This is a genomic window from Halomonas sp. Cn5-12 (genome assembly GCF_021532545.1).
GTDB classification, from domain to species: domain Bacteria; phylum Pseudomonadota; class Gammaproteobacteria; order Pseudomonadales; family Halomonadaceae; genus Vreelandella; species Vreelandella aquamarina.
This window is the reverse complement of the sequence record NZ_JAKGAY010000010.1, coordinates 33,554-49,284: the sequence shown is the minus strand read 5'-3', so window position 1 is coordinate 49,284 and position 15,731 is coordinate 33,554. Positions and strand designations below refer to the sequence as shown.

15 protein-coding genes are annotated in these 15,731 nt (G+C 59.9%); 4 read left to right on the top strand and 11 right to left on the bottom strand.

Annotated features, from left to right (window positions below):
* Positions 1-109 precede the first annotated feature (109 nt).
* Together mtnK and L1249_RS07875 are read right to left on the bottom strand one after the other, a co-directional pair.
* Positions 110-1,372, bottom strand: a complete 1,263-nt coding sequence (mtnK, locus tag L1249_RS07880) for an S-methyl-5-thioribose kinase (RefSeq protein WP_228168751.1) — start codon at positions 1,370-1,372, stop codon at positions 110-112.
* Between the two features lie 249 nt (positions 1,373-1,621).
* Positions 1,622-3,220 carry a solute:sodium symporter family transporter gene (locus tag L1249_RS07875; protein ID WP_228168750.1) on the bottom strand — a complete coding sequence of 533 codons (1,599 nt, stop codon included), beginning with the start codon at positions 3,218-3,220 and terminating at the stop codon, positions 1,622-1,624.
* 303 nt (positions 3,221-3,523) lie between these two features.
* Here L1249_RS07875 and L1249_RS07870 point away from each other — a divergent pair, with 303 nt between their 5' ends.
* The 4 genes from L1249_RS07870 to L1249_RS07855 all read left to right on the top strand — a co-directional run bounded on the left by L1249_RS07870 (position 3,524) and on the right by L1249_RS07855 (position 6,079).
* Entirely contained in the window at positions 3,524-3,937 is a 414-nt protein-coding gene (locus L1249_RS07870) for a DUF350 domain-containing protein (RefSeq protein ID WP_062360914.1), read from the top strand.
* A gap of 12 nt (positions 3,938-3,949) precedes the next feature.
* Positions 3,950-4,552, top strand: coding sequence for a DUF1190 domain-containing protein (locus L1249_RS07865; RefSeq protein ID WP_228168749.1), 603 nt, complete (start codon positions 3,950-3,952; stop codon positions 4,550-4,552).
* Positions 4,553-4,587: 35 nt separating this feature from the next.
* Positions 4,588-5,754, top strand: coding sequence for a glutathionylspermidine synthase family protein (locus tag L1249_RS07860; protein WP_228168748.1), 1,167 nt, complete (start codon positions 4,588-4,590; stop codon positions 5,752-5,754).
* 154 nt (positions 5,755-5,908) lie between these two features.
* Positions 5,909-6,079, top strand: a complete 171-nt coding sequence (locus L1249_RS07855; RefSeq protein WP_161793468.1) for a hypothetical protein — start codon at positions 5,909-5,911, stop codon at positions 6,077-6,079.
* On the opposite strand, the gene L1249_RS07850 is transcribed toward L1249_RS07855, so the two are convergent.
* The 9 genes from L1249_RS07850 to L1249_RS07810 form a co-directional block, all read right to left on the bottom strand.
* Positions 6,062-7,267, bottom strand: coding sequence for a molybdopterin molybdotransferase MoeA (locus tag L1249_RS07850; RefSeq protein WP_137093075.1), 1,206 nt, complete (start codon positions 7,265-7,267; stop codon positions 6,062-6,064). The genes L1249_RS07855 and L1249_RS07850 overlap by 18 nt on opposite strands.
* Positions 7,260-7,778: a molybdenum cofactor biosynthesis protein B gene (gene moaB, locus L1249_RS07845; protein ID WP_016915144.1), complete on the bottom strand. Its 519-nt coding sequence runs from the start codon at positions 7,776-7,778 to the stop codon at positions 7,260-7,262. The genes L1249_RS07850 and moaB overlap by 8 nt, the downstream gene beginning before the upstream one ends.
* Before the next feature lie 4 nt (positions 7,779-7,782).
* Positions 7,783-8,130, bottom strand: a complete 348-nt coding sequence (locus L1249_RS07840) for a DUF1244 domain-containing protein (RefSeq protein WP_062372825.1) — start codon at positions 8,128-8,130, stop codon at positions 7,783-7,785.
* Between the two features lie 103 nt (positions 8,131-8,233).
* Complete coding sequence (locus L1249_RS07835) at positions 8,234-9,340, bottom strand: formate dehydrogenase subunit gamma (RefSeq protein ID WP_235253482.1); 1,107 nt, start codon at positions 9,338-9,340, stop codon at positions 8,234-8,236.
* Positions 9,341-9,351: 11 nt separating this feature from the next.
* Positions 9,352-9,966, bottom strand: a complete 615-nt coding sequence (gene fdh3B / locus L1249_RS07830) for a formate dehydrogenase FDH3 subunit beta (protein WP_235253481.1) — start codon at positions 9,964-9,966, stop codon at positions 9,352-9,354.
* Between the two features lie 70 nt (positions 9,967-10,036).
* Positions 10,037-12,889 carry a molybdopterin-dependent oxidoreductase gene (locus L1249_RS07825; RefSeq protein WP_235253480.1) on the bottom strand — a complete coding sequence of 951 codons (2,853 nt, stop codon included), beginning with the start codon at positions 12,887-12,889 and terminating at the stop codon, positions 10,037-10,039.
* A gap of 24 nt (positions 12,890-12,913) precedes the next feature.
* Complete coding sequence (locus tag L1249_RS07820) at positions 12,914-13,117, bottom strand: twin-arginine translocation signal domain-containing protein (protein ID WP_052509959.1); 204 nt, start codon at positions 13,115-13,117, stop codon at positions 12,914-12,916.
* 77 nt (positions 13,118-13,194) lie between these two features.
* Positions 13,195-13,848, bottom strand: a complete 654-nt coding sequence (locus tag L1249_RS07815; RefSeq protein WP_137093071.1) for a TorD/DmsD family molecular chaperone — start codon at positions 13,846-13,848, stop codon at positions 13,195-13,197.
* A 4-nt stretch (positions 13,849-13,852) separates the two neighbouring features.
* Entirely contained in the window at positions 13,853-15,565 is a 1,713-nt protein-coding gene (locus tag L1249_RS07810) for a 4Fe-4S dicluster domain-containing protein (protein WP_235253479.1), read from the bottom strand.
* Between the last annotated feature and the right edge of the window lie 166 nt (positions 15,566-15,731).

Sequence of the window (15,731 nt, the reverse complement as noted above, 5' to 3'; positions counted from 1 at the left end):
CGCGCTACATGGCTTCGCCGAACTCCAGGTGGGGCATTCGTAGCGCGGCGTAAGCGGAGCGCACCCGCGAAGCACCGCAAAGCGGTGCCGAAGGTGCCACCTAAAGTGCTTACAGCACTGATTTCTGACTGTATGCCTTGGCTAAAGCCACTAGCGCATTGAGATCACAGTAAGCTTGCGGCTCCATGATTAGCGCTTGGCCCATCAGCACGTTGCGTGCTTCCAGCTTGGCGCGCAGGGCAGTGTCTTCGATCTCTTCGAAGTCGGCATTGTGGGCCAGCGAGAGCACGCGGCGGTGCATTTCGATGCCGCAGTAGGCCAGCGCATCTTCACGGATCTCTTCCAGCAGCGCGTCGCAGGCGTCGTCGGCGCTGTTGCCCTGCTCTTCAAACAGCGCTCTGGGGAACAGAATACCGGTGCGCTCGGTTTGCCAGAGGTGGCGAAACTCCTCATCGAAGCGGGTAAAGCAATCGGTGATCACTTCTAAAATCCACGCTTGATACTCCTCCAGGTCACCTTCTTGGCGGTGGGCGGGCTGGCTAAAGTAGGCCATGAAGAAGTTGGCTACCGCCATGCCCAAGTCGAACGCCATCGGGCCGTATTGAGAAAATTCAGGGTCGATGACGCGCACGCTGGTGTCGGTGGCCATGATGGAGCCGGAGTGCAGGTCGCCGTGCAGCATGGTCTCGGTGTTGGCGGTGAACTTCATCAGCAGCCGCTGCACCTTGGCTTTCAGGCGGGCGTTGCGGCGCAGCTCGTCCACCACGGGCGATAGCTCGGGCGTGTGGCGGTTCATCTCCGCGCCGTAGTAGGGGTCGGTAAACACCAGCGATTCGGTGATCGCCGGAATCGCCACGTTGCCAGAGAACAACCCGACATCGGCTTTCTTATCCGGGCTTGCCATGGAGAGTTCAGAGCCGCGAAACGCTGTGCGCGCACAAAACTCACCCAGAGTAGCACCCAGCTCCGCCACGCGTTCGCCGCTGATCAGCTTGCGCCGCAGAATCACATGGGGGTGCAGATACTCCATCACGATCAATGCCTGGGGCTTATCGAAGTAGTACACCTCGGGGGCCACGCCGGGCGCGCGCTTGGCTTGACGCACTAAGGCGTAATATTCGAAATGGGCGCGATAGAGCGGCAGCGGCCAGCTCTCGCCCACCATGCGCACATAGGGCAGTGCCTGCTTGACCACCACGCTGCCGGTGCTGCCTGTCACGATAAACACCAGATTGAGGTTGCCGTCGCCTACTTCACGGATGTGCCACTCGGCGGGGTTGCCACCCACACGGCTGGCGACGGCCTCCACACCGCCTAGCCGTTGGCCAAGGGTATCCACTCCCAACGCTTGATAAGTCTGCTCGTTTGCCACCGATGATTCCTCGCACAAAATGGATGTGTGTTTGTCATACCCCGGCAACGTTGTCAATTCAGTGCAGCATGATGGGGGCGCTACACCACTGGCTGCATCACTTTTTAAAATGCATTTCGCTCAGTACGCTTCTACACACCTTCTCTAACGCTTCGACGCCCCCTACCACGCCGCTTAGCCTATCGCCAACAACGCCAACGCCCCGCAATGCGGGACGTTGGGGCTATTCCATTTACAACACTGGCGTGATTAGCCACCCGCAAAGGAGGCGTACATGATCACCACCAACACCACCAGCACGATACCGGTAGGCACCGCGCCTTTCCACGGGGTGAGATCGACATCGCCGGAGTCTTCCTGCACCCAGTCCGTAGCGCGGGGGCGCAGCTTACCGATCACCAGCATGACCGCCACTAGCAGCACGAACACCGAAGCGACGAAGTGGAACTCGTGCATCACCATGGGCAGCTTGTTGAACGGCGGCACGAAGTAGCCCGCCGCAATCAGCAAACAGCCGCCGACCAGCGCTACTTTCGCGGCCATGGGCGGTACGCGTTTTGTCAGCAGACCCACCAGCACCACGGCAAGAATTGGGATGAAGTAGATCGCGTTCATCTTCTGCAGGTAGCCGAACAGGCTGTCCTGACCCGCCAGCAGCGGCGCAATAATCATGGTGGTAATCGCCATGGTCCAGCCAAACACCTTACCAGACTTCACCACCTGCTCTTCCGTCGCATCTTTTTTCAGCACGCCTTTGTAGATGCCCAGACTGAAGATCGTCGTGGTGCTGTTCAGCGCAGAGTTAAACGAGGAGAGAATGGCCCCGACCATGACGGCGGCAAAGAAGCCGGTCAGGTAAGGCGGCAGCACGTTGAATACCAGGTGGCCATACGCTTCATCGGCGCGAATGCCCTGGTCGGCATACAGGTGGTAGGCAATGATGCCGGGCAGTACCAGGTACAGCGGCCCCAATAGCTTTAGAAACCCTGTGAGCAGTACGCCCTTCTGGCCTTCGGCCAGGTTCTTGGCGGCAAAGGTGCGCTGGATGATTTGCTGGTTGGTGGTCCAGTAGAAGAGGTGAAGCAGCAGCACGCCGGTAAAGATGGTCGAGAACGGTACCTGCTGTTCAGGGCCACCCATGGAGTTGAATTTGCTGGGGGCGCTCTCTTTCAGGATATTCCAGCCCTCCATCACGCCGCTGCCGCCGCTCACCGCCTGTAGTCCAAAGTAAACGATCACGAAGCCGCCAATCAGCAGGCCTACCCCGTTGAGGGTGTCCGATACCGCTACCGTACGCAGGCCGCCAAACAGCGCGTAGACCGCACCAATCAGGCCCACCGCCCATACCGTCGCCCAGAGCAGCGCAGTGTTGGATTCAATGCCGGTCAGGCCCTGTAAGTCCAGCATGCCCTGAAGGCCGATGGCCCCGGAGTAGAGGATGATCGGCAGCAGCACCACCGCGTAGGCAATCAGGAAGATAACGTTGGCAATCAGCTGCGTGCCTGTATCAAAACGGATCGCAAGCAGCTGCGGCAGCGTAGCAATGCCGCTTTTCAAAAAGCGCGGCAGGAAGAACAGCGCCAGCGCCACCAGGGCAATCACGGCGATCACTTCCCACGCCATGACGCTCAAACCATCGGTAAACGCGGACCCGTTCAGCCCCACCATCTGCTCGGTGGAGAGGTTGGTCATCAGCATGGAGGCCGCAATCAGCGGAAAGGTCAGCGTGCGGCCTGCCAGGAAATAGCCGCTGGTGCTGCGGTGGTCATCACGCCGCGTGATGCGCCATGTGACAAAGGCCACCAGGCCCGTAAAAAACAGAAACGATGCCAGGGTTAGGGCATGCATGAGGGGAAGTCCTTCGAAGCGGTCGCGTCTAAAGCGGTGCCCAACACGGGCACGAAGAGCGGTATCAAGCGATACGACACGGTGAGTTTAGGTAAAAATACCAACCATCGCGGGATTCTAAGCAGGTGACACGTCTCATCTATTAGCCTTTAGTCGCAACAAAAGTCAAAAAATAGGTTTTTTTACTACTTACCAAGCGGCGCGACGAAAGGCGATGGATGATTGCCGCTCTCCAGCTAAGCTATGTCACAATGCTGACTGTTGACTGACCACACGTCATTAACCACAAGGATGCACACCGCCATGTTGCACTACCTACAGGGATTACCGTCTTTCTTCGCCTACCTGCTTGGCGCGCTCGCGCTGCTGGTGGCCTTTATGTACTGCTATAGCCGCCTGACCCCTCACCACGAGTGGGCGCTGATTCGAGCGGGCAATGCGGCAGCCGCTACTGCCTATGGCGGTTCTATCCTGGGCTTCACCTTGCCGCTGTACAGCGCCATGGCCCACTCCATTAGTTATATCGACTTTATTCTGTGGGGCGTGGTGGCGTTCGGCGTACAGATCGCCACGTTCTTTGGTGTAAAACTGTTCCTGCGTCGTCAGGGGGAGAGCTTGTCCCAGCACATCACCGAAGGTCATCAGGCCTACGGCACGCTAGTGGGCAGTATCTCGATTGCCGTGGGCTTAATTAACGCGGCTTCAATGACCTGGTAACGGAGCGCCATCATGGAAAAGCAGTCTCACCCTACCCACCTGCCACGTCGTAAACGTAGCGCACGCCTATCGCTTGCGATGATGGGCGCGAGCGCCTTTGGTTTGACCGCCTGCACCCAGCCCGCAGAGGACGAGCACCTCACCGATGTTCGCTTCGACGAGCCCAAAAGCTATCAAGGCGTCGAAGAGTGCGTAGCCGCCAACGTGTACACCCGCAGCGCCTGCGAAGACGCTTACGAGGCCTCTCTAGAGTCCGTGCCACGCTTCGACACCCTAGAAGCCTGCGAAGCTGAACACGGCGAAGGCGCCTGCGCAGCCCCCACCGATGAGCAGGCCCAGGCCGCAGGCGGCGGCAGTTGGTTCATGCCTGCCATGATGGGCTATATGGTCGGTAACATGCTGGCGAATACCAGCCGAGGGCGCTCGTTCGAGCGCGTGTATCAAGAGCCGGTCTACCGCAACCGCCAAAACCAGGGCAACTGGAATGCTGCGGCCAGCCAGGCGACGCAACGGGTCAATCAGCGTAACGAGGCCCTGCGTAGCTCGGTGGTGCAAAACCGCCAAGCCACAACGCGGCGCGGCCTGGGCACACGATCGGCCTCTTGGGGTTCCTAGCATTTTGGGGTATTGACCACCGTTTGGGAGCTACCATGCTGCGCATCAACGTCTCTGAACGCCCGCAATGGAAAGCCCTGGCCAAAGAGCTGGGGTTTCATTTCCATACCATTGATGGCGAACCCTACTGGAAAGAGGACGCCTACTACCAGTTCACCCTGGAGCAGGTGGAGCAAGAGATCGAAGCACCCACCGAAGCCCTGCACGAGATGTGTATGGAGCTGGTTGATAAGGTCTGTCACTCCAATGCCTTAATGCAGCGCCTCGCAATCCCCGAGCATATGTGGGACCTCATCCACCACTCCTGGCGCAGCGGGCAACCGCCCCTCTATGGGCGAATGGACTTTGCCTACTCAGGCAACGGCCCCGCCAAGCTGTTAGAGCTGAATTACGATACGCCCACCTCGCTCTATGAGGCGGGCTTTTTCCAGTGGGTATGGCTGGAGCAGGCGATTGAGCAAGGCATCCTGCCCCGCCACGCCGACCAGTACAACTCGATTCAAGAACGCCTGCTCAATGCCATGGCGCATCTGGGCGACCGCTTGGAAAACCGCACCCTCTACTTCTCCTGTGTAAAAGGCAGCGACGAGGAGCGCGCCACCGTCAGCTACTTGCAGGATATCGCTCTACAAGCAGGCTTACAGGCACCGTTTATCTACATCGAAGACATTGGCGTGGCCCCAGGAGTCGAGCACTTTGTCGATTTGGACGAGCAGCCGATTACCGCCCTGTTCAAGCTCTATCCGTGGGAAGAGATGGCGGTAGAAGCGTTTGGCGAGGCGGTCACGCAACTCAACACCCACTGGTTCGAGCCGCCCTGGAAAGCCGTGCTCTCCAATAAAGGGATTCTGCCGCTGCTGTGGGAAGAGTTTGAAGGGCACCCGAATCTGCTACCAGCGTATTTTGAAAAAGATAGTCACTCGCCGCTGGAAGCAGGCTGGGTGCGCAAGCCGTTTTTCTCACGGGAAGGGAGCAATATCAGTTTGATAACGCCCAGCGGCCAGCAAGAGAGCGTGGGCGGGCCTTACACTGATAACCCGTGGATACGCCAGGCGTACCACCCGCTGCCGCGCTTTGGCGACAAGCACGCGCTAATTGGCAGTTGGGTAGTGGGCGACCGCGCGTGTGGCATGGGCATTCGCGAAGACGTGGGGCGTATTACCAAGGATACGTCGTGTTTTATTCCCCATGCCATTATTTAGTTGCTCGATCATTCTTTTTTCTAGCAACCGATTAAGTGCCTTTTCAAAATTAATCGCGTGATCAGTTCCGTAACCACCGAACCACCCAACGCGCTGGCTAACCCTACGCGATGCCGAGGGGCCATGGCAGCTAGGCATTACCGGCGACAGTGAGATGATGCGCCTGCCCTCCGCCGCGATCTACCCACTACCGCCACTGCTGGCTGCCCGCTCCCGCCATCCGGCGCTGTGCGGCATCGCCCTGGAAGGGGAGCAGCTCACTCTGCTCCTAAACGGAGCTCGGCTAAGCCCACCTTCCGAGGCAAGTTCAACCCACCATCCATAAGCAGCGCACTTGGCTACCTTTCTCCACCTGGCTATGCGGATCAATCACCGCCAGCGCATCGGCCGCAATGCAGGAAGAGAGCACCGCTGAGTTTTGATCATCAAAGGCATCGGCCTCAATGCCCTCGGGCGTAAAGCGCAGCGCCACCCGCATATAGTGCTGGCGCGGGCCGGTGTCGGTGGTAAAGGTCGCGGTGGCGGTTAGGCACGGAAGCTCCGCCAGCGCAGGGCAGCCCAGTAGTGCCCCCATCAGTGGGCGTAGAAATAGCCACGCGCCCACAAACCCCGACACCGGGTTACCCGGCAGCCCCACAAACCGAGCATGACTGCCATCGTCGCGGGGCAAGCGACCCAGCGCTAGCGGCTTGCCGGGACGAATCGCCAGCTTCCACATATCGAGCTGCCCAAGAGACTCCAGCGCCGCTTTGACGTGGTCCTCCTCCCCGACGCTGACGCCACCGGTGCTCACCACTACATCGGCCTCGGCAGCGGCGTGGTTCAACAGCGCCACGGTTTGGGCGTAGTCATCGGGCACGCTCACCAACTGCACCACCTCGGCCCCGAACGTCTCCAGCAGCCGCTTGAGCATTGGGCGGTTGGAGTTATACAGCTGACCCGGTTTTAACGGTGTGCCGGGGTCGACGATCTCATCACCCGTGGAAAGCAGCGCCACCCGTGGGCGGCGTCGTACGCGAACCTCGGTGATGCCCTGCCCCGCCAAATGCCCTAACGCGGCGGCTTCCAAGCGTTCGCCAGCATTGAGCAGCACATCGCCTTGGCGCACGTCGCGGCCCTGCAGGCGAACGTTGTCTCCTTCAGGCACGTCCACGGGGATGAGCGCCTCGCCGTTCTCCTCAGCCACCCGCTCCTGCATCACCACGCAGTCGGCACCTGGCGGAATCTGCCCGCCGGTAAAGATTCGTGCGCAGGTGCCCGCCGCCAATGGCCGTGCCGTACTGCCCGCGGCAATCCGCTGGCTCACCGGCAGCCGCTTACCCGCGTCTAACGCGCACAGCGCATAGCCATCCATCGCACTGTTATCGAACGGCGGCACGTCCAGCGTGGCCGTGACCGGTTCGGCCAGCACGCGGCCAGCGGCGTCGCTCAACGCGACCCGTTCGGCATCGAGCGGCGTCACGTCGGCCAGCAGCGCTTCCAGCGCCGCTTCAATCGGCTGCAGATCAGCCATGCTGCCCCCGACCGGGAATCACCAGGTTGGCAAAGTTGCAGGGCTTATGGCGGCTATCGAGCTGTTCGGCCAGAATGCCATCCCAGCCGGTACGGCACGCACCGGTAGAGCCCGGCAAACAGAACACCACCGTGGCGTTAGCGAAGCCACCCAATGCGCGACTCTGGATCGTGGAGCTGCCGATCTCATCGCCGCTGAGCTGGCGAAAACGCTCACCAAAACCTTCGATACGTTTATCCAGCAGCACCGAGACCGCTTCGGGGGTGGAGTCGCGCCCGGTAAACCCTGTGCCGCCCGTGGTTAGCACCACCTGCACGCCGGGGTCGGCAATCCACTGCGCTACCACCGCACGGATCTGGTAAACGTCATCCGGTACGATCCGCTTATCCGCCAAACGGTGCCCCGCCTCAGTTAGCCGCTGCACCAGCGACTGCCCCGAGCGGTCGGTCTCTTCCGTCCGCGTATCGGAGACGGTGAGCACCGCAATGTTCAGCGCTTCCATGGCATCCATGGCGCTACTCCTTGTGCTCGTTGGGGGAGGCGTTGGCCTTTTTCTTGGCTTGGCGCGCTTCAAGAGCAGCCAGCTGTTCCGGCGTTGCCTCACCCTGGTGATTGGCTTTCCACTCGCTGTAGGGCATGCCGTAGACGTACTCGCGGGCGGCGTCCAGCTCAAGCTCGGTGCCGCGCTCATCGGCGGCGGTCACCAGCCACTTGGAGAGGCAGTTACGGCAGAAATCCGCCAGAATCATCAGGTCGATGTTCTGCACATCTTTATTGTCGTCCAGATGCTTAAGCAAGCGCCGAAAGGCGGCGGCTTCCAGCTCAGTGCGGGTGGTGGCATCCAGTTCGTCAAATGTCGCCATGGTGATTCCTCTTTCAAAAGTCATTGGAGTGCAGCATAACAAAAGACACCGCCCGAAGGCGGTGTCGAAGGGCGTTCACGTCCACTTATCTCGACGGCGTGACTCAGCTTGGCTTGGCTGCTGAAGGCTCACCGCTGCCGCCCGCTTTACGCGCGGCCAGCTCCTCTTCACTAACGGTCTGATCTTTAACCGCTTCATACCACAGGTTGTGGTGTTCTTTAGCCCAGGTTTCATCCACGTAGCCGGTGGTCATGCCCTCCAGCGACCCTTCGGTCCCTACCGTACCGATGTAGATGTGCCCCAGCGCCACGGCGGTCAAGCCCAGCGCGCCCACGGCATGGATGATGTTGGCCCACTGCATGGTATCGCGGCTCTGCCCGTAGTTCGGGAAGTCGAGCACGAAGCCACTGGCCACGACCAACAGCCCTGCGGTAGCCAGCAGCCAGTACCAGGCTTTTTCACCGCCGTTGGCAAAACCTGCATCCGGGTGGCCTTTACCGACCAGGCCGCCGCCCTGCTTGAACCACTGCAGGTCATGCTTCTTGGGGATATTGTCCTTCAGCAGCTTGACCAGCAGCACGATCAGCAGAATGCCGAACAGTGGCCCCAGGTAGTTGTGAAGCACCTTGGAGGCCGCAATCATCCAGGCCCATACTGCGTCGCCAAACAGCGAGCGGAAGACGAACTTGCCATACAGCAGGTTGAGACCGGTCAGCGCCAGGGTGATGAACAGCGTCGCCACCGTCCAGTGCAGCGCACGCATCAGCAGCGACCAGCGCAGCAGCTTGCGGCCTGTACGCGGCTCGTCCAGATGCTTGCGGCCAATCACCAGATAGAACAGCGTGATCACGCTGGCCATGCCCAGAATGGCAATCAGGCCAAATGGCGATACCCAACGATTGCGCAGAATCCGCCACGTTTCACCGCTGGCGTTGATCAGGTTGTAGTTGCTGTCGTGACGCGAATCACGATAGTTCGGGCCGGTTTCACCGCTGCGTACCTGGCGCCACTGCTCGGCCGTAATGCCAGGGGCGGCGGTGGACATTTCCCGTTGCGGGTCCGCCTGGGCCACGGCCAGCTGGCTCACACCGAGGCTGGCCACCAGCAGTAGCAGCATCAGGCACAGGTGCCAGATGCGCTTCAACCCACGGGCGGCATGCCCGTTGGCCGATGCAGGCATTTCAACGGTGGTCATGGTCATTATGGTCATGACACGCCTCCTTAGCCTTTACGGGCAGCATCGTAGGCAAGGTTGTCGGTGCTGGCCTGGGGATTGTTCGACCACGCTCCATCCGGGTGGCCACGATGGACGACACGCTGACGGAAGATGTCGGCAACGTCCTGCGCATCACCTGCCAGCAGCGCTTTGGTCGAGCACATCTCGGCGCACAGCGGCAGCTTGCCTTCGGCAATACGGTTGGAACCGTACTTCTGGTACTCCTCTTCCTTGCTTTCTGCCGGGCCGCCTGCGCAGAAGGTGCACTTGTCCATCTTGCCGCGCTCGCCAAAGGCGTTCTGCTGGGGGAACTGGGGTGCGCCGAAGGGGCAGGCATACAGGCAGTAGCCGCAGCCGATGCAGAGGTCTTTATCGTGCAGCACGATGCCATCGTCGGTCTTGTAGAAGCAGTCGGTAGGGCAAACCGCCATACAAGGGGCATCATCACAGTGCATACAGGCAACGGAAATGGACATTTCATCCGCTTCGCCGTCGTTCAGAGTCACTACTCGGCGGCGCTGGATGCCCCACTCGACGTCGTTGGCGTTCTTACAGGCGGTGACGCAGCCGTTGCACTCGATGCAGCGCTCGGCGTCACACATAAATTTCATTTGAGCCATGGTGTTCTCCTCTTGCCGATGCGGACATTGCCGCATCGGCCTGCTATCTGGTCGGGTCGCGCGTTATCGATCAAGCGCGCTCAATACGACAAATGGTGCACTTGGTCTCTTGCATCAGTGTCACCGGGTCGTAGCCGTAAGTGGTCGCCGTGTTGGCTGCCTCGCCCTGAACATAGGGCGCCGTGCCTTCCGGGTAGCGATCATGCAGGTTCTCGCCCTGGAAGATGCCGCCAAAGTGGAACGGCATGAAGGCCACCTTGCGATCCACCCTGGGGGTGACCAGGGCTTTCACCTTGACGCGGCCGCCCTCGGCGCCTTCGACCCAGACATCGTCACCGTCACGTACGCCGATATCGTTGGCATCGGCAGGGTTCATCTCGACGAACATTTCCTGCTGCAGCTCCGCCAGCCACGACATGGAGCGGGTTTCTTCGCCGCCCCCTTCATACTCGACCAAACGACCTGAGGTCAGAATGATCGGGTAATCCGCGCTGTTGTCACGATCCTGGATGGTTTTATACATCGTGGGCAGACGCATGATGGAGTCAAAGTCGTCCCACGTGGGATACCGCTCGACCAGGTCACGACGAGTGGTGTAGAGCGGCTCACGGTGCTTCGGCACCGCGTCCGGGAACGTCCACACCACGGCACGGGCCTTGGCATTACCATAAGGCGCACAGCCGTGTTCGATAGCAACGCGCTGGATACCGCCGGAGAAGTCGGTTTTCCAGTTTTTACCTTCAGCAGCCTCTTTCTCTTCGGCCGTCAGGTCATCCCACCAGCCCAGGTCTTTCAGCAACTGGTCGTTGAACTCCGGATAGCCGTCGTCGATGTCGCCACCCACCGGTGCCGAGCCTTCGGCCAGCAGGTTGACGCCGTTACGCTCGATGCCAAAGCGGGCGCGGAAGCCCATGCCGCCTTCCATCACGGGCACGCTGGTATCGTAGAGGTTCGGGGAGCCCGGGTGACGGAATTCCGGGGTGCCCCAGCAAGGCCACGGCAAACCGTAGTAGTCGCCATCGGCAGGGCCACCCTGAGCACGCAGATTTTCAAAGCTGAAGGTGTGCCAGTTTTGCTGGTGCTCTTTCAGGCGCTCCGGGCTTTGGCCGGTGTAACCCACCGTCCACATGCCGCGGTTGATTTCACGCAGAATATCTTCGATCAGCGGCTCGTCGCCGTTCATTTCATAGTTCTTGACCAGCTCATTACCGAAGCCCAGCTTGCGGGCAAACAGGTACATGATTTCATGGTCGGGCTTGGACTCGAACAGCGGTTCGATGACTTGGTCACGCCACTGGATCGAGCGATTGGTGGCAGTCACACTACCGGTGGTTTCAAACTGCGTGGCAGCGGGCAGCAGGTAGACGCCGTCGGTGCGGTCGTGCATGACGGACGCGACAGTGGGATAAGGGTCGACGATGACCATCATCTCCAGTTTCTGCATCGCCTTTTGCATTTCAACGCCGCGGGTTTGTGAGTTGACCGCGTGGCCCCAGTAGAACATCGCTTTCAGCGCGGTGCGCTGGGAGATGTTTTCGTCCTCTTCCAGCACGCCATCTACCCAACGCGATACGGTAATACCGCTGGAGTACATGGGCTTGCCGTCGGCGTACTCGGTGTCGTCGAAGCGGCCTTTCAGCCACTCGTAGTCTACGTCCCACACATTGGCCCAGTGCTGCCAAGCGCCTTCTGCTAAGCCGTAGTAGCCCGGCAGTGAATCAGACCCCAGGCCCAAATCGGTGGCACCCTGTACGTTGTCGTGACCACGCAGGATGTTGGCACCGCCGCCAGACTTGCCGATATTGCCCAGTGCCAGCTCCAGGATGCAGTAGGCGCGGGTGTTGTTGTTGCCGGTGGTGTGCTGAGTACCGCCCATACACCAGACCACACAGCCCGGACGGTTGTCGGAAAGCCGCTTGGCCACCTCGAACATGTCGGCTTCCGAGACGCCGGTGATGTCTTCCACGACGCTGGGCGGGAACTGGGCGACTTCGGCCCGCACGTCGTCCATGCCGTACACGCGCTGGTTGATGTACTCGCTATCTTCCCAGCCGTTTTCGAAGATGTGCCACAGCAAGCCCCAGATGTAGGCCACGTCAGAACCGGGGCGAATGCGCACGTACTTGTTGGCTTTAGCAGCGGTGCGGGTAAAGCGCGGGTCCGCGACGATGATGTCGCAGTTGTTGCGCTCCTTGGCGATCAAAATGTGCTGCATGGCCACCGGGTGGGCTTCACTGGGGTTGGAGCCAATGAAGAGCATCGATTTGCTGTTATGCATATCGTTGAGCGAGTTGGTCATCGCTCCGTAACCCCAGGTATTCGCAACGCCCGCCACAGTGGTGGAGTGGCAAATACGCGCCTGGTGATCGGTATTATTGGTGCCCCACATAGAGGCGAGCTTGCGCATTAGGTACGCCTGCTCGTTACTGAATTTTGCGGAACCCAGCCAGTAAACGCTGTCGGGGCCGTGGGCGTCGCGCAGCTCAATCAGCTTGTCGCCAATTTCGTTGACGGCGGTATCCCAGTCCATACGCTGCCACTCACCGGCGACCAGTTTCATCGGGTACTTCAGGCGGCGCGTGGAGTGGCCGTGCTGGCGTAGCGATGCCCCTTTGGCGCAGTGAGCGCCGCGGTTGATCGGGTGGTCGAACGCGGGCTCTTGCTTGGTCCAGATGCCCTCTTGAACCTCGGCATACACACCGCAGCCTACCGAGCAGTGGGAGCAGATGGTGCGCTTCGTTTCTACCGGGGAGTCGAGCACCGGCGTTTTATCAGCCGCTTCAGTGCGCTGCATCATCGGCGCGCCCATAAAGCCTGCCGCAGCCACCCCACCGGTGGCTACACCCGTGCGCTTTAGGAACTGACGACGGGAAATACCCAACCCAGTGGTAGCGGGGGTGTTCGTTTTGCGAGTTAGACGCATGGCAAATCTCCTGGCAGTTCGCCGTCAGTCACGCAGCGAGGCGTAATAAGCACGAATATGGTCGGTCTCGCGGTAGTTCACCGCCTGCTTGTCGCGCTCAACCGGACTTTTATCATCTGCCTGTGCCAGCGTGACGTGGCCTACCGCAACGGCTGCGCCCGCAGCGGCGGTGCCTAAACCAACGGTTTTCATAAACCGGCGGCGCTCAGGGTTATGTGACTGGTGCATGGGGTTCTCCTCTTTCATGCCCTTTTTATGCGTGGCCCGTAGGCCCTGTTGTTCGCTTACCGCTGCGCACGGTCACGTCACGGTGTGGCTTTGCGCGCTGCACCGGCATCATAGGAAGCAGGCTCCACTATGCGCACCGGTTGATAGGCCGCTTGATCGCTCAAACGTGCCTGTTCGCTCTCCATAAAAGCACTACCCAACTTCCCCAGTGCTGAATAGAAAGCGGTGTCTACTTTTGCAAGGTCATCCCAACAGCGGCTAGCCCAGGGGGTAAGGTGCTGTTGGAAAAAGGTGAACTGTTCACTACTTTGCGCGGCGATGAGCATGGCCATCACTTCGCACATCGCCGCCAGGTGGTCTTCTGGGTCCCGGGTATGCTCGCTGCGCTCAAAGCCTAGCGCCCGGAGATCTTGGCGCAGCGCGACCAGCGCGGCTTCCATCAGCTCGCCGTTGCGGTACCAGGATGCATAGGGCACAACGTCGCCTTGAATGACGCCTACTAAGTGGCGGAAATGCGCACGCTTCAGGCTGTCCACATCGCTTTGGCCTGCCGCTTCTGACAGCGCGGCCCAGCATTCAGCAATGCGGCTGCCATCTTGCTCAATATCGAGACTTTCCAACCACGCCAGTAGCTCGCTGTCGGGGGCCTGACGCAGCAGGCTAGCGAACAGCTGGTAGATATCCATTCGCAGCGCATCGGTTTCACTTAGCGTCGGCATTGCATCGCTCATTGCTTTACACCTTTAGTTGCGCTTCAGGATCACGAGCCATGGTTTTCCACACGTCTTTCACCCGACAGTCTTCACACATTTCTAAGCGCGTCATGGCATCACCGGCAAAGTAAGGGTGGTTGGCCAGCTTGGCTTTAATGGTGGCAACGGTGCTGGCGGTGGCAAACGGCTTACCGCAGCTGATACATTCGAAAGCCGCCTCTTCGTGGCAAATATGCCGCGTTTCGCGCGCAGGTGCCGCGAGGAAGCCTGGCTCCAGCGTGATGGCGTCTTCAGGGCAGGCCTGTTCGCAGAGCCCGCACTGTACACAATCGGCTTCCAGGAAGCTAAGCGCGGGGGTATTACCGCCGGATTTAAGCGCAGGCGTTGGGCAATTGCTGACACAGGCGTGGCACAGCGTACAGGCCGCGCTATCGACATTAATGCCGCCGTAAGCCGCCCCTTGAGGCATGGCGTGGCGCTCACCGCTGGGAGCCCCCAGTTCAGCCAACCGCGCCAGCACCACGTTCAGGCGAGCACGCTTATTAGGCTCATTAAAGCTCAATGGCGACTCGGTGAGCGGTGTTAGGCTGGGCAGCGCATCTCGCTCGCCCTCGGCATCTACCGACAGTAGCTTAATACGCGCGGCGTCGTGGCCTAGCGCGGCCAGCAGACTATGGGCCTGAGCGATTTGATGCTCTAAAAATGCGCTGAGCCGGGGCGGCATGCCGTCGTGAAGCTGAATGCGCACTTCAGAAGCGCCGCTGGCGAGCGCCGTCAGCCACTGGTCGTGACCCGCCGCGCCCAGCTCTTCCAAGGGGGCATCAATGATGTGGCCCGGCGTGGTAATGCCTGCAGCACGCTCAGCTTCCAGCGAGTCATGGGTAATAAAGCGCAGCACCGGCACCTCGCCACCGGCGTCCCGATAAGCAGTGAGCCAAGTGGCTAACGTATCCTGCTGACGGCGGGTTTCCGGCAGGCGAAACTCGATGGCACCCGTAGGGCACGCACTGGTGCAACTGCCTACGCCTTGGCAAAGGAAAGGATCAATCTCAATGCGCGACTCAATGCGGCCTTGGATGCTAGAAATCGCATCCGCCGGGCAGACGTCGAGGCAGCGAGTGCAACCGACGTTACCACTGGAAGAGTGGGCACAAAGATCGGTATTGACCTGGAAATAGCGCGGTTTATCGAACTCACCGACCAGCTCCGTCACGCTCTCTAACACGTCGGCACGCTCAGCTTCCTGGCGCTCCCATGCGAGGCGCAGGTAGCCCGGCGGGGGCAGTTCCCAAGAAGCGACGTTAAGTGCTCCCTCCGAAAGGTCCAGCACTACGTCAAACACGTCCCGCTCAATCAGCGCTTGGGCAAGATTGAGAGAGTCGCCATCGTCTTGGCTCAGGGTGGCACGAAAACCACCCAAATGCCCCGCGATGTTTAGCTGTGACTGTTGATGCGCACTCAGCACTTGAGCGATCAGCGGCTCGCTGGCGACGGAAAGATCAACGGCCTCATCCGTGGTCAGCATCGTGAGGGACGCTAATCCTCGCCCCTGAAGCACTCGTGCCGCTTGAGTCACTGACAGCGCACTACCGAGCAACAGCACATGACCGCGGCTGTGGTAGGTCACGTTGGCAGGCGTTAAATTCACCGGCCATGAGATACGCCGACGCACCGCTTCACGAGCGGCGACGTTGCGCTGGTCGTCAATCGACGCCAGTTGGATTCGTTGGTTCATGCATTCTCACGGTCAAGAGGTCGTTTTTGTTATAATTAGAGATTAGATTTTGTCATCTCACGGATGACTTTCGGCGTTATAACGACATAGCTTCTTGTATCAGAGTATGGCGCAAACAGCTTTTTTGCCACTTCCTTTGGTCGTACCGCTGTCAACGCAAGCACGT

What these genes read in the sequence shown, in the direction of transcription:
- L1249_RS07875 (WP_228168750.1), bottom strand. Translation starts at nt 3,220, where the DNA reads ATGCATGCCCTAACCCTGGCATCGTTTCTGTTTTTTACGGGCCTGGTG.
- L1249_RS07870 (WP_062360914.1), top strand. Translation starts at nt 3,524, where the DNA reads ATGTTGCACTACCTACAGGGATTACCGTCTTTCTTCGCCTACCTGCTT.
- L1249_RS07865 (WP_228168749.1), top strand. Translation starts at nt 3,950, where the DNA reads ATGGAAAAGCAGTCTCACCCTACCCACCTGCCACGTCGTAAACGTAGC.
- L1249_RS07860 (WP_228168748.1), top strand. Translation starts at nt 4,588, where the DNA reads ATGCTGCGCATCAACGTCTCTGAACGCCCGCAATGGAAAGCCCTGGCC.
- L1249_RS07855 (WP_161793468.1), top strand. Translation starts at nt 5,909, where the DNA reads ATGATGCGCCTGCCCTCCGCCGCGATCTACCCACTACCGCCACTGCTG.
- L1249_RS07850 (WP_137093075.1), bottom strand. Translation starts at nt 7,267, where the DNA reads ATGGCTGATCTGCAGCCGATTGAAGCGGCGCTGGAAGCGCTGCTGGCC.
- moaB (WP_016915144.1), bottom strand. Translation starts at nt 7,778, where the DNA reads ATGGATGCCATGGAAGCGCTGAACATTGCGGTGCTCACCGTCTCCGAT.
- L1249_RS07840 (WP_062372825.1), bottom strand. Translation starts at nt 8,130, where the DNA reads ATGGCGACATTTGACGAACTGGATGCCACCACCCGCACTGAGCTGGAA.
- L1249_RS07835 (WP_235253482.1), bottom strand. Translation starts at nt 9,340, where the DNA reads ATGACCATAATGACCATGACCACCGTTGAAATGCCTGCATCGGCCAAC.
- fdh3B (WP_235253481.1), bottom strand. Translation starts at nt 9,966, where the DNA reads ATGGCTCAAATGAAATTTATGTGTGACGCCGAGCGCTGCATCGAGTGC.
- L1249_RS07825 (WP_235253480.1), bottom strand. Translation starts at nt 12,889, where the DNA reads ATGCGTCTAACTCGCAAAACGAACACCCCCGCTACCACTGGGTTGGGT.
- L1249_RS07820 (WP_052509959.1), bottom strand. Translation starts at nt 13,117, where the DNA reads ATGCACCAGTCACATAACCCTGAGCGCCGCCGGTTTATGAAAACCGTT.
- L1249_RS07815 (WP_137093071.1), bottom strand. Translation starts at nt 13,848, where the DNA reads ATGAGCGATGCAATGCCGACGCTAAGTGAAACCGATGCGCTGCGAATG.
- L1249_RS07810 (WP_235253479.1), bottom strand. Translation starts at nt 15,565, where the DNA reads ATGAACCAACGAATCCAACTGGCGTCGATTGACGACCAGCGCAACGTC.